Annotated in this window: 13 protein-coding genes and 1 pseudogene; 5 read left to right on the top strand and 9 right to left on the bottom strand. The window is 67.7% G+C overall.

The genetic code is table 11. The features are described 5' to 3' along the window. The first annotated feature begins 186 nt into the window (after positions 1-186). Positions 187-564, top strand: coding sequence for a hypothetical protein (locus Q664_RS57580; protein WP_235216654.1), 378 nt, complete (start codon positions 187-189; stop codon positions 562-564). A gap of 8 nt (positions 565-572) precedes the next feature. On the opposite strand, the pseudogene Q664_RS11275 reads toward Q664_RS57580, so the two are convergent. Beyond that, positions 573-1148 (bottom strand): annotated as a pseudogene (locus Q664_RS11275) (AHH domain-containing protein); the annotation flags it as partial. A 249-nt stretch (positions 1149-1397) separates the two neighbouring features. Beyond that, entirely contained in the window at positions 1398-2156 is a 759-nt protein-coding gene (locus tag Q664_RS11270) for a class I SAM-dependent methyltransferase (protein ID WP_235216653.1), read from the bottom strand. Between the two features lie 144 nt (positions 2157-2300). On the opposite strand from Q664_RS11270, the gene Q664_RS11265 reads away from it, so the two are divergent. Then, the gene (locus Q664_RS11265; RefSeq protein ID WP_043393400.1) at positions 2301-3191 is read left to right on the top strand and encodes a CARDB domain-containing protein; all 891 of its coding nucleotides are present in this window, start codon (positions 2301-2303) and stop codon (positions 3189-3191) included. Positions 3192-3338: 147 nt separating this feature from the next. Here Q664_RS11265 and Q664_RS11260 read toward each other — a convergent pair whose 3' ends face one another. The 4 genes from Q664_RS11260 to Q664_RS11250 form a co-directional block, all read right to left on the bottom strand. Next, positions 3339-5774, bottom strand: coding sequence for an efflux RND transporter permease subunit (locus Q664_RS11260; RefSeq protein WP_326938691.1), 2436 nt, complete (start codon positions 5772-5774; stop codon positions 3339-3341). Then, positions 5765-6472 carry an efflux RND transporter permease subunit gene (locus tag Q664_RS62625; protein ID WP_326938690.1) on the bottom strand — a complete coding sequence of 236 codons (708 nt, stop codon included), beginning with the start codon at positions 6470-6472 and terminating at the stop codon, positions 5765-5767. The genes Q664_RS11260 and Q664_RS62625 overlap by 10 nt, the downstream gene beginning before the upstream one ends. 11 nt (positions 6473-6483) lie before the next feature. Then, positions 6484-7668, bottom strand: a complete 1185-nt coding sequence (locus tag Q664_RS11255; RefSeq protein ID WP_043393397.1) for an efflux RND transporter periplasmic adaptor subunit — start codon at positions 7666-7668, stop codon at positions 6484-6486. Between the two features lie 266 nt (positions 7669-7934). After that, complete coding sequence (locus tag Q664_RS11250; RefSeq protein WP_043393394.1) at positions 7935-9077, bottom strand: cystathionine gamma-synthase; 1143 nt, start codon at positions 9075-9077, stop codon at positions 7935-7937. Positions 9078-9211: 134 nt separating this feature from the next. Between Q664_RS11250 and Q664_RS11245 the strand changes: the two genes are divergently transcribed. Next, entirely contained in the window at positions 9212-10189 is a 978-nt protein-coding gene (locus Q664_RS11245) for a class I SAM-dependent methyltransferase (RefSeq protein ID WP_043393391.1), read from the top strand. Between the two features lie 9 nt (positions 10190-10198). On the opposite strand, the gene Q664_RS57575 is transcribed toward Q664_RS11245, so the two are convergent. Beyond that, positions 10199-10960 carry a DUF7107 domain-containing protein gene (locus Q664_RS57575; protein ID WP_160174383.1) on the bottom strand — a complete coding sequence of 254 codons (762 nt, stop codon included), beginning with the start codon at positions 10958-10960 and terminating at the stop codon, positions 10199-10201. A gap of 169 nt (positions 10961-11129) precedes the next feature. On the opposite strand from Q664_RS57575, the gene Q664_RS11230 reads away from it, so the two are divergent. Then, complete coding sequence (locus Q664_RS11230; protein ID WP_043393383.1) at positions 11130-11852, top strand: hypothetical protein; 723 nt, start codon at positions 11130-11132, stop codon at positions 11850-11852. A gap of 82 nt (positions 11853-11934) precedes the next feature. On the opposite strand, the gene Q664_RS11225 is transcribed toward Q664_RS11230, so the two are convergent. Together Q664_RS11225 and Q664_RS11220 are read right to left on the bottom strand one after the other, a co-directional pair. Beyond that, positions 11935-12432 carry an FxsA family protein gene (locus Q664_RS11225; protein WP_043393380.1) on the bottom strand — a complete coding sequence of 166 codons (498 nt, stop codon included), beginning with the start codon at positions 12430-12432 and terminating at the stop codon, positions 11935-11937. A gap of 66 nt (positions 12433-12498) precedes the next feature. Beyond that, positions 12499-13011 carry a hypothetical protein gene (locus Q664_RS11220; RefSeq protein WP_084609740.1) on the bottom strand — a complete coding sequence of 171 codons (513 nt, stop codon included), beginning with the start codon at positions 13009-13011 and terminating at the stop codon, positions 12499-12501. Positions 13012-13039: 28 nt separating this feature from the next. Between Q664_RS11220 and Q664_RS11215 the strand changes: the two genes are divergently transcribed. After that, entirely contained in the window at positions 13040-14332 is a 1293-nt protein-coding gene (locus Q664_RS11215) for a class I SAM-dependent rRNA methyltransferase (RefSeq protein ID WP_084609738.1), read from the top strand. Positions 14333-14370: the final 38 nt, after the last annotated feature.

The raw sequence follows: 14370 nt of genomic DNA, 5'->3' as shown, positions 1-14370 counted from the left end.
AGTTCGACGGTGGGGGCGCTTCGCCGGGAACATGACATCCGAGCAGGACATGGTCCTGGAGGGCGGGCTGGGCCCTTGCCCGAGCGAGATGAGCAAGGACGTTATTCCATGCATGGCCTGATAGCGCACTACGGGGTATCGGCTCCGATGGTCCGCTACTGGGTGAGGCGAGGGCGTATCACGCCGGTGCGCGACAAGAAGAAAGGTCCCTTCTGGTTCGAGATGACGCCCGAACTGGAAGCGCTGCTGGCCAAGGCGCAGAGCCATGGCTACAGACCAGCAAAGCAGCCGGGCGTCTCTGGCCGTCCGCAGCTGCCAGCGCGCCTCCCTGATGGCCGTTACACCACCCGTGGACTCATCGAGAAGTACGGAGTCTCCGAGAGTACGGTGCGCTACTGGGTGAAGACCCACGTCCTCACGCCCGAGCGCGACCTGCCGAAGGGCTCTTTCTGCTTCCGGCTGACCCCCGCGCTCGATCGGCGAATCAAGGCGGCCCTCGCCCGAGGAAGGAGACCACGAAGTCCCAGGCAACGTCACCGAAGTCACCCCCATTCCAAGGAATAGAGGTGTTTCAATGCAGGCTCGGGCGCCGCCCACGCCATCATGTACAGCACCATGGACGTTCCCACCGACAACAGCACCGCGGGCGAGCCGAACAACTCCAGCGCAGCCTCCCTCACCCCCGCCCCCATGTAGTGTGGCGAGAGCTTCAGCGCCTGAAACCACCTGGCACTCTCCAGCGAGTCCGGCAGTTCCACCAGCGCGGGCCCCAGCAGCGCCTCGTACTCCTCCCTCACCCGCCTCTCCAACGCCGACGGCTGGGTATCCGGCGCAGGCACAAGGCCCGCCATTGCCCGCGTGTGCGCCTCCGGCAGCAGACGCGGCCCTGGCTTCGGCTTCGCCTCCTTGAATTCTCCTTCCAGCACAGCCACCACCTCCCGCGCCTCCCCCACCCTCCACAGCGCCAGTGCCGGGTTCGGCCTCAGCCTCTTGAAGGTCAGCCTCAGCCCTTGCCCCTCCTCCCCCTGGTATCCGCTCACCCCCACCGGCTCCAACACCGGCAGCCCCGCTTCGGCTCTCACCGGTACGGACGGGAGCAAGAGCACCACCAGTAGCAGGTAGAGGACATGCGTAACTCTCTGCTTCATGTCTGGCTCCTCCGGCCCGTGGACGACCAGGAACAGCAGTGGCCAGTGTCTCGCACCTCAGAGGTAAGCGGCCAGCGCCGACCCGGACCCAGCACTCCTGGCCTCACCGCCACGACAACCCGGGTTGCACTCACCGTGAAGCACTGCGCGCCTTCGCCCTCTCCAAGGCGTGTAAGAAGGATGGAAGGAGGTGCTCCAACACCCGACCCCTGCCCCCACTCCTCACGGCAGAGCAACACGTCGAAGGAGTCAGGACGTCGGAGGGGTGGGCTTCCCCGTCAAGGGCCGGTACTCGTGGATCCACACGCGCTCGAGGCCCCAGGTGAAGAGGACCCGGTGGCTCGACAGGCGCACGAAGTCCTCCGCCTCGATGGGGTGCAGCACCGTGAGCACGCGCGTGCCGGGCGCACAGGTGCGCAAACGCTCCACGAACCGGGCCTTCGTCTCCGGGGTGAGCGCCAGCCAGTTGGTGAAGACGTGGGTGGCGTCCGACAGGTCCGTCTGGGCCGCGTCCCCCTGCACGAGCGTGATGCCGGCGGGAGCCAGCCAGTGCGCCATGCGCGTCACATGCTCGGCGAGCAGCTCCACGCCCCTCGCCTCGGCCCCGAGCCACCGCGCCGCGAGCAGCACCCGCCCCCGCCCCGCCCCCAGGTCCACCACCCGGCTGCCCGGGCCCACACCGGCGCGCCGGAACACCCAGAGCGCCGACATGAGGGGCGTCTCCCCGTAGATGAGCTCGCGCATGCGCTGGCCCGTGGACCGGAGCGCGAGCACCACCTCGAAGGAACGCCGGGCCCGGTAGGGCGAGCGCAGCCGCTCGGCGAGCCACAGTCCCACGTAGGGCCGCACCAGCGCGGGACGCCCCACCAGCAACACCGCGTCCGTCAGCCGGGTGATGAGCCCGAGCACCATCGCCCAGAGCTGCACGACGAGGCGCTGGAAGAACGGAAGCTCGAACGCCGCCAGATCCTCCTCATCCTCCTTCTGGCTGGGGCGTTCAGGGGCCACGCACACCATTCAACCCCGTCCCCCCAGTGGCGGCAAACCGTGGAGATCGTGACCGGTTTTTCCATTTTGACTGCTTAGACTCGATTCGTTAGGTTCACTGGCATCATGACAAAGAAAGCCACTGCTCCGTTCCTAATCCTTTTCTTGCTCGCGGCCGGTTCCTCCTCGGCGCAGGTACAGATGCTCACCGTCAGCGTCCCCTCCACCGTGGCGAATCCCATCAGCAGCGGGTTCAACATCAACTACACCATGACGGGTAGCAAGGCAGGGCTGGCCTCGGCCCAGGTCACCTTCTACATGTCGACCAGTCCGACCGGCAGCACCGGCGTCTATCAGCTCGCCTCCTTCCAGATTACGCTCAACCCCAACATCTACGGGACCTTCAGCCCGCCCACGGGCACGCAGACGCGCTTCATCTCCGCATCTGGCCTGCCGTCGAATACGTATTCGCTGTGGCAGAGCATCGTCGCGGCCTGTCAGCCGCAGACCTGGTATGTGCTGGGCCGGGTGGACGTGAACAACATCGTCTCGTCCTCGGCCTCGCAGATGGGCACCACCAAGCAGCCCGACTTCTTCTTCACCGCGGGCACGCTCAGCCCTGCATCCATCCAGCCCGGCGGCACCACCAACATCTCGTTCGATGTGTACACGCAGTGCCCCGCGAGCAGCGCCTCCACGGTGGGCCTCTTCCTCGCCGATGCCAGCTACAACCCACTGGCCTACATCGGAGGGGTTTCCGTGGCGGCCGGCTCGGGCACTTCCTCTCTGTCGCCCACGCCCATCACGTTCACCTCCATTTCTCCGGGCAACTACACCATCCTGCTGGTCGCCGACGTGGATGGAGTGGTCTCCGAGAGCAATGAGAGCAACAACGTGGGTGCCTTCGAGCTGACCGTCACCACCCCGCTGAAGGCGGGCGCCAACGAGCAGAGTGAGGAGAAGCTGAACGTGGAGCTTCCGGTCGAGCTCTCCTCCGGGTTGTATGATCCCCGGATGGGCGGGGCTTCCGACTACATCCGCCAGACGCCGTTCTGAAACACCAAGGGCCTCCGCTCCCAGACACGGAAGCGCGAGGCCCTCGGCCGGGATTCGAACCCGGGTACTTCCGATACCCTCACCCCGTCCCTCTCCCGGAGGGAGAGGGGAAATTGGGCGGGGGAAATTGGGCGGCGGGGTGATGGTTCAATTCGTGGCTTCTGGGAGACTCGCCTCTCCGGTTGTCACGGTCCGCGGGCTGAGCAGCCTCATGATGAAGACGTAGAAGACCGGCACGAAGATCACCGCCAGCACCGTGGCGGACAGCATTCCCCCGAGCACTCCCGTTCCAATGGCTCGCTGGCTGGCGGCGCCGGGCCCATTCGCGATGGCCAGCGGAACCACGCCCAGCGTGAAGGCCAGCGACGTCATGAGAATGGGACGGAAGCGCAACTGCGCGGCCTCGAGCACCGCGTCCAGCAGCGGATTGCCCTGTGCCCGGAGCTCCTGGGCGAACTCGATGATCAGAATGGCGTTCTTCGCCGACAGGCCAATGATCGTGATGAGTCCGACCTTGAAATACACATCGTTTTCCATTCCCCGGAGCATGACGGCCAGCACCGAGCCGAGCACTCCCAGGGGAACGACGAGCAACACGGCCAGGGGAATGGACCAGCTCTCATAGAGCGCGGCCAGGCACAGGAACACGAACAACAACGACAGGGCGATCAGGAACGGAGCCTGCGAGCCCGACTGGATTTCCTGCAGGGATTGCCCGCTCCAGTCGAAACCAAACCCGCGTGGAAGCTGGCTCGCCAGGCGCTCCATCTCCTGGATGGCTTCACCGCTCGAACGGCCGGGAGCCGCGTTGCCGCCGATGCGGGCCGAGGGGTAACCGTTGTAGCCGATCACCTGGGAGGGCCCCATCCGCCAGTCCACCGTGGCGAAGGTGGACAAGGGCACCAGGGTCCCCTCGCGGTTGCGCACGTTGAGCGCGAGCACATCCTCCGTCTGCATGCGCCGGCTTCCCTCCGCCTGGACGATCACCCGCTGCATCCGGCCCGCGTTGGGAAAGTCACTGGAGTAGGCCGAGCCCAGGTTCGTGGAGAGCGTCTCGTTGATGTCGGCGAACGTGATTCCGAGCGCACTGGCCTTCTCGCGATCGATGCGGAGCTCGACCTGCGGCGAGTTCTCCAGACCCTCGAACGCCACGCCGGAGAGGATGGGACTCTGGGCGGCGGCCGCCACCAGTTGATTCCTCGCGGCGGCGAGCGCCTCCTGTCCCAGGCCCGCCCGGTCCTCCAACCGGAAGGAGAAGCCCCCCGTGGTTCCCAGGCCCTCGATGGGCGGAGGCGCGAACGCGAAGATGAAGGCATCCCGCACCGCCGAGAGCGCCCCGTTCACCCGCCCGGCGATGGCATTGGCGCTGTCCTCCGCGCCTCGCTCCGACCAGGGCTTCAGCGTCGCGAAGCTCAAGGCCGCGTTCTGGCCCTGGCCGTAGAAGCTGAAACCCAGGATGGCCACCACCCGCTCCACCCCCGGCTCCGCCTGCAGCGTCTTCTCCATCTGCACCACGGCGTCCAGCGTCCGGTTGACCGTGGCCTCCGCTGGCCCCTGCACCCCGAGGATGAGGAAGCCCTTGTCCTCACTCGGGATGAAGGACGAGGGGAGCCGGACGAACAGCCAGCCGAGGGCCACGAACACCGCGACGTAGATGAGCATGAAGCGGCCGACCCGGTGCAGGGTGCGGCCCACGAACCCACGATAGGCGTGGGACGTCCGCTCGAAGCCGCGGTTGAACCAGCCGAAGAACCCCGTGCTCGCGTGCGCATGCCCCCGGGTGACGGGCTTCAGGAAGCTCGCGCAGAGCGCCGGCGTCAGGGACAGGGCGAGCAGCGCCGAGAACAGGATGGACACCACCATGGTCAGCGAGAACTGCTTGTAGATGACGCCCACCGAGCCGGGGAAGAAGCCCATGGGCACGAAGACAGCGCTGAGCACCAGGGTGATGCCAATGACGGCTCCGGTGATCTGCTTCATGGCCTTCTGCGTGGCTTCGCGCGGAGACAGGCCCTCCTCGCTCATGATGCGCTCCACGTTCTCGATCACCACGATGGCGTCATCCACGAGGATGCCGATCGCCAGCACCATGGCGAACATGGTGAGCACGTTGATGGAGAAGCCCATCGCGTACAGCACCCCGCAGGTGCCGAGCAGGGCGATGGGGACCACGATGGTGGGGATGAGCGTGTAGCGGATGTTCTGGAGGAACAGGAACATCACCAGGAAGACCAGCAGCACCGCCTCGGCGAGCGTGTGGAGGACCTTCTCGATGGACACTCCCACGAAGGGGGCCGTGTCATAGGGAATGTCGTATTCGATGCCCTCCGGGAAGAACCGGGACAGCTCCTCCATCTTCTCGCGGATCGCCGTCGAGGTCGCGAGGGCATTGCCCGTGGGAGACAACTGGATACCGATGGCCGCGCTCGGCTGGCCATTGAGCCGTGAGGAGATGGAATAGTTCTGCCCGCCCAGCTCCACGCGGGCCACGTCCCGCAGGCGCACGGAGGAGCCATCCGCGTTCGCGCGAAGCAGGATGGCGCCGAACTCCTCCGGCGAGGTCAACTGGCCCTTCACCAGCACGGTCGCCGCGACCTTCTGGGTCGCCGGTCCGGGGGGGCGCCGAGCGAGCCCGCCGCGACCTGGGCGTTCTGCGCGCGAATGGCGTTCATCACGTCCTGGGTGGTGAGACCCACCCCCCGCAGCCGGAGGGGATCCACCCAGACGCGCATGGCGCGCTCGAAGGAGAAGGGCTGCGCCCGGCCCACGCCCGGGATGCGCCGCAACTCATTGACCACGTTGCGCGCCACGTAATCCCCCAGGGCCAGCTCGTCGAGGGAACCGTCCTTGGAGCGCACCGTCACCAGCATGAGGAAGCCACTGCCCGCCTCGTCGATCTGCAGGCCCTGCTGCATCACGACCAGCGGCAACCGGGGCTCGACCCGTTTGACACGGTTCTGGAGCTCGACGGCGGCCATGGCGGGGTCCGTCCCCGGCTCGAAGGTCGCGGTGATGGTGATGGCTCCCGTCGCTTCACTGGTCGACTCGAAGTAGAGCAACGACTTCGTGCCGTTGAGCTCCTCCTCGATGATGCGCGTGACGCTCTGGTAGATGTCCTCGGGCGACGCGCCCGGGTAGTAGGTCGAGAGGGTGAGCTGCGGCGGCGCCACGTTGGGGTACTGAGACACCGGCAGATTGGGGATGGCGAGCACGCCCCCCATGATGATGAACAGCGCGATGACCCAGGCGAAGATGGGCCTGTCGATGAAGAAACGAGGCATGGCGGTAGGCCCTATCGGGGCTGGGAGGGTTGGATGCCAGCGCCAGTCGTGCGCCAGGCCACGGGCTTGACCGGTGAGCCCGCGCCGAACTTCTGGAAGCCCTCGACGATGACCTGCTCACCCGCCTTCAGGCCTTCCTGGATCACCGCCTGCTCCTGGTAGGTGCGGGAGACGCGCACCGGGCGCACCTCGGCGGTGCCATTGCCCGCGACCACGAAGACCTGGGACTTGCCCGTGTTGTCGCGCTGGATGGCCTGCTGGGGCACGACGAGCGCCTCGCTCAGGGTGCCCTGCTCGACGCGTCCCCTCACGTACATGCCAGGAAGGAGCTCCGCGTCCGGATTGGGGAACTCCCCGCGCAGCGTCACCTGGCCACTGCCGGGATCCACCGAGACGTCCGAGAAGAGCAGCCGCCCCGCCTTCTCATAGAGAGCACCATCGTCGAGGATCAGCTGGATGTTCGCCTGCTCGGAGGAACCGCCCTGGACGTGCCCGTCCTTGAGGGCCTGGCGCAGGCGGCGGAGCTCCATCGCGGGCTGGGTGAAGTCCACGTAGACCGGATCCAACTGCTGGATGAGCGCGAGCGCCGTGGGATCTCCCGCGCTCACGAGCGCGCCTTCCGTCACCAGGGCCCGGCCGATCCTTCCCCCGATGGGCGCGCGGATCGTCGTGTACTCCAGGTTGAGCTCCGCGCGGCGCAGCGCCGCCTTGGCCGCCGCCACATCGGCCTCGGCACGCCGGAGGGCCGCCTGGAGCGTCTCGTGCTGCTCCTGGGTGACGACGCCGTCGGCCAGGAGCTTCTCGCCCCGTTGCGCCTGCTGGAGGGCCTCCGAGGCCGTCACCTCGGCCCTCGCCAAGACGGCCTTCGCGCTGGCGCGCTCGACCTCGTACATCGACGCGTCGAGCTTGAAGAGCACCTCTCCCGCCTTCACGCTGCCGCCCTGCCGGAAGACGCGCTCGACGATGATGCCGGACACGCGCGGACGCACCTCGGCGCTCCTCATCGGAGCGATGCGCCCCGGCAATTCATCGAGCACCGGAATGCTCGAGGGTTGCAACGTGATCGCTCCCACCTCCACGGCGGGAGGAGCGGCCGAAGGAGGCGCTTCGGGTGGCTTGTTGCACGCCGCGCTCCCCAGGAGGGAAGCGAGGGCGAGCGCGGAGAAGAAGGGCGTCCGGGTTCGAGCGGAGGGCATGGGGCGTTCCTGGACGGTCCAGGACCTGGACTACTGACGGGTAAGGATGAAAACAGAGCCACGGCACACACCGGCCACGCGGGGGCTCGCGATCAGGTGGGCGGCTCGGTTTATCAAAGAGGCCCCCTCCCTGGTCAATTCAGTGGAAGGAACCTCGGAGTACGAGAGACTGGTCATTCCCGGCGCTTCACCGCGCGTCAAATACGAAGGGCCTCCGCTCCGTGACCCTGGAGCGTGAGGCCCTCGTCCCGGGATTCGGACCCGGCTCAGGCCACGTCGAGCGCCTGCTTCAGGTCATCCACGAGGTCCTGCGCGTCCTCGATGCCCACCGACAGCCGGATGAGCCCGTCCGAGATGCCCAGTTGCTCGCGCGTCTCCTTGGGCACCGACGCGTGCGTCATGATGGCCGGGTGCTCGATGAGCGACTCCACGCCACCGAGCGACTCGGCGCACGCGAAGATCTTCACCGTCTTGAGGAACTTGCGCGCCGCCTCCAGCCCGCCCTTGATGTCGAAGGTCATCATGCCGCCGAAGCCCTTCATCTGCTTGCGCGCCAGCGCGTGCTGCGGATGGCTCTCCAGGCCCGGGTAGGTGACCTTCTGCACCTTCGGGTGCGTGGCGAGGAACTGGGCCACCTTCAGCGCGTTCTGCGCGTGGCGCTCCATGCGCACGCCCAGCGTCTTCACACCGCGCAGCACCAGGAAGCAGTCCATGGGGCCCGGCACGCCGCCCACTGCGTTCTGCAGGAAGTACATCTTCTGCGCCAGCTCCTCGTTGCTGGTGCACACGAAGCCGCCGACCACGTCGCTGTGGCCGTTGATGTACTTCGTCGTCGAGTGCGTCACCACGTCGAAGCCCAGGTCCATCGGACGCTGGAAGTACGGCGTCATGAACGTGTTGTCGCACACCGAGAGGATGTTCCGCTTCTTCGCCGTCTCCGCGATGCGCGCCAGGTCGATCAGCTTGAGCATCGGGTTGGTGGGCGACTCCACCCACACCATCTTCGTCTTCGGGGTGATGGCCTTCTCGAAGTTGTCCGGGTTGGACAGGTCCACCCAGGAGAAGTTCAGGCCGTGGCGCCGGAAGACCTTGTCGAAGATGCGGAAGGTGCCGCCGTACACATCGTCGGACACCACCACGTGGTCCCCGGACTCCAGCATGTGCATCAGCATGTCCGAGCCCGCCAGACCCGAGGCGAACGCGAGGCCATGCTTCGCCCCCTCGAGCGCCGCCAGACAGTCCTGGAGCGCGTTGCGGGTGGGGTTCTGGGTCCGGCTGTACTCGAAGCCCTTGTGCTCCCCGGGGCCCGCCTGGACGTAGGTGGAGGTCAGGTAGACCGGCGTCATGATGGCGCCCGTCGTGGGATCCGGCTCCTGGCCGGCATGGATGGCGAGGGTGTCGAAGCGCATGGCCGGGGGCCTATCACACTCCCCTTCCCCCCGGGAGTGTCAGCCGGGCCCGGCCGCCCGTCCGGAAGACTTGCCCCACGGCGGGGAGTCGGAGAAGAGAGGGCCGCGGTCGTACGGGAGAGGACAGGGCAGTCATGACGCAGGGCAGCGAAACGGCGGTGGGGATGTTCGAGAACCGCCTGCGCAAGAACGTGAAGCACTTTCGCAAGTGGGCCAAGGCTCGCGGGCTCACCGCCTTCCGCGTGTACGACCGGGACGTCCCCGAGTACACCTACGCGGTGGACCTCTACGCGGACCGGGTGCACCTGGTGGAGTACCCCCGCCGCCGGGCCCTCAAGAGCCTGGAGGAGCAGCGGGCCGAGGTGCTCGCCGCCGTAACCACCGTGCTGGAGGTGCCCCCCGAGCGCGTCCACGTGAAGACGCACCTGCCCCAGCCCTGGGGCCGCTCGCAGTACGGCCGGGTCGGCGAGGGCACCGAGCGCCTCGTGGTGGAGGAGCAGGGGCTGAAGTTCTGGGTGAACCTCGGCGACTACCTGGACACCGGCCTCTTCATGGACCACCGGCTCACGCGCGCGCAGGTGCGTGACGAGGCGAAGGGGAAGAGCTTCCTCAACCTCTTCTGCTACACGGGCGCCTTCACCGTCTACGCCGCCGCGGGCGGGGCTTCCCGCACCCTCAGTGTGGACCTGTCCAACACCTACCTGGACTGGGCAGAGGAGAACCTCGCGCTCAACGGGCTGTCGGACCCGCGCCACGCCCTGCTGCGCGCCGATGCCATGGCCTGGGTCCAGGACCAGCGCCAGGACCCCGAGCAGACCTTCGATCTGGTGGTGTGCGATCCGCCCTCCTTCTCCACCTCGAAGAAGATGCAGGGCACCTTCAACGTGCAGCGCGACCACGTGCGCATGCTGGAGGGCATCCGGGAGCTGATGAACCCCGGCGGCGTCCTCTACTTCTCCACCAACTTCCTCGGCTTCGAGCTGAAGGACACCGCCGTCCGCGGCTACGAGGCCGTGGAGGAGCTCACTCCCGGCTCCATCCCCGAGGACTTCCAGCGCGAGGAGATCCACCGCTGCTGGCGCATGGTGGCGCCTCGCGCCGGGGGCCGCTGAGACGCGGGCTCAGATGCGGCAGACGCCTTCCACGCAGCGCTCGCCCGAGGGGCAGTCGCAGTTGACGGAGCACGCCTTGCCGCTGCTCGGGGTGGACGAGGGCATGCAGTATCCAATCCCGCACACGGAGCCGCTGGGGCACGTGGTGCTGGAGGTGCAGGGCGAGCGGCATGCACCGTCCACGCAATCGGAGCCGGTGGCGCACTGCGCCGCGCTGGTGCACGCGGGGGACGGGCGCGGACGGCACAGGCCACTCGCGCACGTCTCCGTGGAGGCGCACTGTGAGTCGTAGGAGCAGCCGCGGATGCAGGCGCCGTTGATGCAGTAGCTGCCCGAGGCACAGTCCGTGTTGCGCACGCAGTTGCCCGGCGTGCCCGCGTCCCCGGGAGACGGCGGCGTGCCCGCGTCCCCAGGAGGAGGCCGGGTACCACCGTCACCCGTCCTCGAGCGGCAGTAGTAACCATCACACCATGCACCCCGGCCGCAGTCCGAGTCACGAGAGCACGCGTGGTTGCACACGCCATTGACGCAGGTGTCTCCGGAAGCGCAGTCCCGCGAGGTGGTGCAGGACTTGGAATCCAGCGGAGTGTCCTCACACATCCCGCGCATGCAGTACTGGTTGGAGTGGCAATCCGAGTCGTCGGCACAGGAGTGGTGCTCGTCCCCGCACTCACCGTGGTAGTCCGTGATGATGCATCCGGAGGCAAGGCCCACGATGAGCGCGAGCAGGGGGAGCACGAGGGAAGCGCTGCGGGGGAGAACGTTCGGCATGGAGCACTCCGTGAGGGCGGTGCTTCCCAACATGGGCAAAGATTTTCCCGGCACCATGGGCGACCGGAGCCCGCGACGCCTTCTGGACGTCCGGAGATGCGGCTCTGTCGTTCAGCGGTACTTCCGTCACCCGCTCGTCCAGGGTCCCCAAGTGGGTTAGACCAGGGGCATGTTCTCCGCCCTCGTGCTCGCTCTGCTGCTCTCAGCGGATGAGACCCAGAATCCGAAGAAGGAGTCCCCCACCCCTCCCGTCAAGGTGACCGCGCTCGCCGTGGACGTGGACTTCGTCTGCCGCACCCCGAGCACCCAGAGCCTCGTCCTCACCCCCAAGGCCCAGGTCCAGCTCGACGTCCCCAAGGACTGCCCCGATGCCCGCGCCGACTGGCGCCTCTCCGTCGACTGCGCTGACGAGAAGCGCTGCTCCGGCGACATCCGCAACCGGGAGGGCGTCATCGCCCGTATCGAGGGCTCGCGGAAGCTGCTCACCGTCACCCCCGTCTCCCCTCAGCACCCCCAGACCCTGGACTTCATGGCCGTGCGCATCACCGGCCAGCACTCGCTCGCGATGGAGACTCCCGTCGAGCACCAGCCCCCCGTGCAGCTGTTGCTCCAGGTGCCCGCCGTGACGGGCGTCTACTCACTGTCACCCTCCCAGCCGGAGCCGCTCTCGCTGGACTTCGAGCACCGCAACAAGCGCTTGAGGCTGTATGCCCGCGCCTCTCGCACGGATGCCACCCACGTCCGCCTCGAGCTGTGGAACGCCCGGAAGGAGCTGCTGGTGGACGCGAACCTCGAGATGGACAAGCCCCGTGAGCTCGAGTGCCAGCGGTTGGAGGATATTTGCGAGGGCGTGATGAAGTTCTGGGTCCGCGAGTACCAGCGCGTCCTTTGATGCACCGGCAGCAGGACGGGGACGGGCACCCTCACCCCGTCCCTCTCCCGGGGGGCGAGGGGAAAGGTGCGCCCGTACTCCTCTATTCCTCGGTGAACTCCGCGTCCGTTTCGTTCCCCGGTCTCTGGTGGATTCGCGGCCGTGTGACTCGCGGCTCGAAGGGATTTCCTCCAGCGAAGGAATCTGACTGGAAGGTCGTCACGCGCAGCGTGCCCTCCGCCATGCGGCGCTCGAGTCTCCGGCGCACCAGCGCGGCCACGAGCCGGCGCGTCGGCGGGAACAGCAGCAAGAGCCCGACGACGTCGGTGAACACCCCCGGCGACACCAGCAGCACCCCACCCACCAGGACGAGCACCCCACCCACCAGGCCCTCGTCCGGCATGCGGCCCTGCGCCAGCGACTCCTGCCAGCGGCGGAGCACCCGCAAGCCCTCCTTCTTGGCCAGCCAGGCACCGACCACACCCGTGACCAGCACCCCGGCCACCGTGGGCCAGAAACCCACCTCGCGGCCTATGGCCAGCAGCAGGTACAGCTCGATGAAGGGGACGACCGTGAACGCCAGCAGAAGGTACTTGAACACCTGCCCAACCTAACGCCTGGAGCCCGCCAGCGCCCGGAGGAACGCGCGGAGGCCCCTCCTCTTTTTTCAGCCTCCGAGCTGCGTGTTCATCCAGCTGACCAGCAGGTACAGCAGCGTGAAGAAGACCACGGCCCCGACCACGAACCTCGTCGTCGGCTGGAAGCCCTCGCTCGTGGACGTGTCGACGGGCATGGCCGAGCCCACCCCGAGCATCTCCCCCGCGTAGCGCGCGGTGCGCTCGTACTGGTCCGCCACCACCCCATCGTCGTGGGCGTTGAGCTCGCGCCCCAACTGCGGATCGAAGAACCGGACCTCCGCCTCCCGGGCCAGCTCCGCCCCCTTGGAGACCACCTCGCGGACGAGCTCGCTCTGGTGCTCCAGGGGGATGCGCACCTCCGTGGCCACCCACTGGCCCCCCTCGCGCAGCGGGTGCACCTCCACCGCGCCGTTTTCCAGCAGCCAGGTCCGCCCACCGCCCGGCTGGGCCTTCGCCCCCCGGGCTTCCAGGAGGGCGTCCACCCGGGCGCTGTCGAAAGGCGTCCCCGGGACCATGGATTGAAGGAGCAGGTCGTATCTCACGCGGTTTGGAGTATACGCCGCACCAGCCATGCCCAAGCCAACCCCAGGACCCCGTCACGATCGCCGCCCCGGTGGCCCCCCCGGCCGCAACAAGCGCCCCCCCCAGCGCCCGGAGAAGCCCGCCCCGGACCGGTCCACCCCGGACATCGGCCAGGACGGGCTCCCCCAGGTCTCGCTCGTCCGCCGGGGCGTCGAGCGCTGGCAGGCCGGCCACCCGTGGATCTACCGCGCCGACCTCAACGGCGACCCCGCCCTCCAGGGGGGCGAGGTGGTGCGCGTCGTGGACGCCCGCGGCTGGTTCCTCGGCAAGGCCTTCTATTCGAAGCACTCCAAGATTTCGCTGCGCTGGCTCTCCTACGAGGACGTGCCGGTGGACACCGACTTCTTCCGCCAGCGCCTGGCCCAGGCCGACGCGATGCGCCGCCGCGCCCTGCCCGGGGAGAACACCTACCGCGTGATACACGGTGAGGCCGATTTGATCCCCGGCCTCGTGGTGGACCGCTACGGCGACTACCTGAGCGTGCAGTTCCTCATCCCCGGCACCGAGCAGCGCAAGCAGCTCCTCACCGACCTGCTCGTGGAGCTGTTCAAGCCGCGCGCCATCGTCAACCGCTCGGACGTGGGCGTGCGAGTGCTGGAGGGCCTGCCCCAGGAGAAGGGCGTGCTGTACGGCACCCAGCCCGGACCGGTGCCCTATGACGAGGGGCTCGTGCGCGTGCGCGCGGACCTGCTCGAGGGCCAGAAGACGGGCTCGTTCCTGGACCAGCGGGAGAACCACGTCATGGCCTCGCAGTACGCCTTCGGCGAGGCGCTCGACTGCTTCTCGTACGTGGGGGGCTTCGCGCTGCAGCTCGCCACGCGGGCCCAGAAGGTCACCGCCGTGGAGATCTCCGAGCAGGCGGCGGCCCAGCTGCGCGAGAACGCGGCCGCCAACAAGCTGCCCAACGTGGACGTGGTGGTGGCCAACGCCTTCGACTTCCTGCGCGACGCCGTGGACGAGGGCCGGCGCTTCGACACCATCGTCCTGGATCCGCCCTCGTTCGCGAAGAACAAGGACGCCATCGAGGGCGCCCTGCGCGGGTACAAGGAGATCAACCTGCGCGCCATGCAGCTCTTGCGGCCGGGCGGCTACCTCATCTCCGCGAGCTGCACGTACCACATCGACGAGCAGGGCTTCGAGGACATGCTGGCCTCGGCGGCGGCGGACGCGAAGCGGCGGGTGCAGATCATCGAGAAGCGCGGCGCGGGCAAGGACCACCCGGTACTGCTCAACCTGCGCGAGACGCGCTACCTGAAGTGCTTCGTCCTCCGCGTGTTGTGAGCCGGCCCGTCCCGGTGGGATGATTCCCATCGCGCAAG

It is taken from the genome of Archangium violaceum Cb vi76, from assembly GCF_000733295.1.
In the GTDB taxonomy this organism is placed as follows: domain Bacteria; phylum Myxococcota; class Myxococcia; order Myxococcales; family Myxococcaceae; genus Archangium; species Archangium violaceum.
Note: the sequence above shows the minus strand (reverse complement) of the source record. Positions and strands in the feature narration are given on the sequence as shown.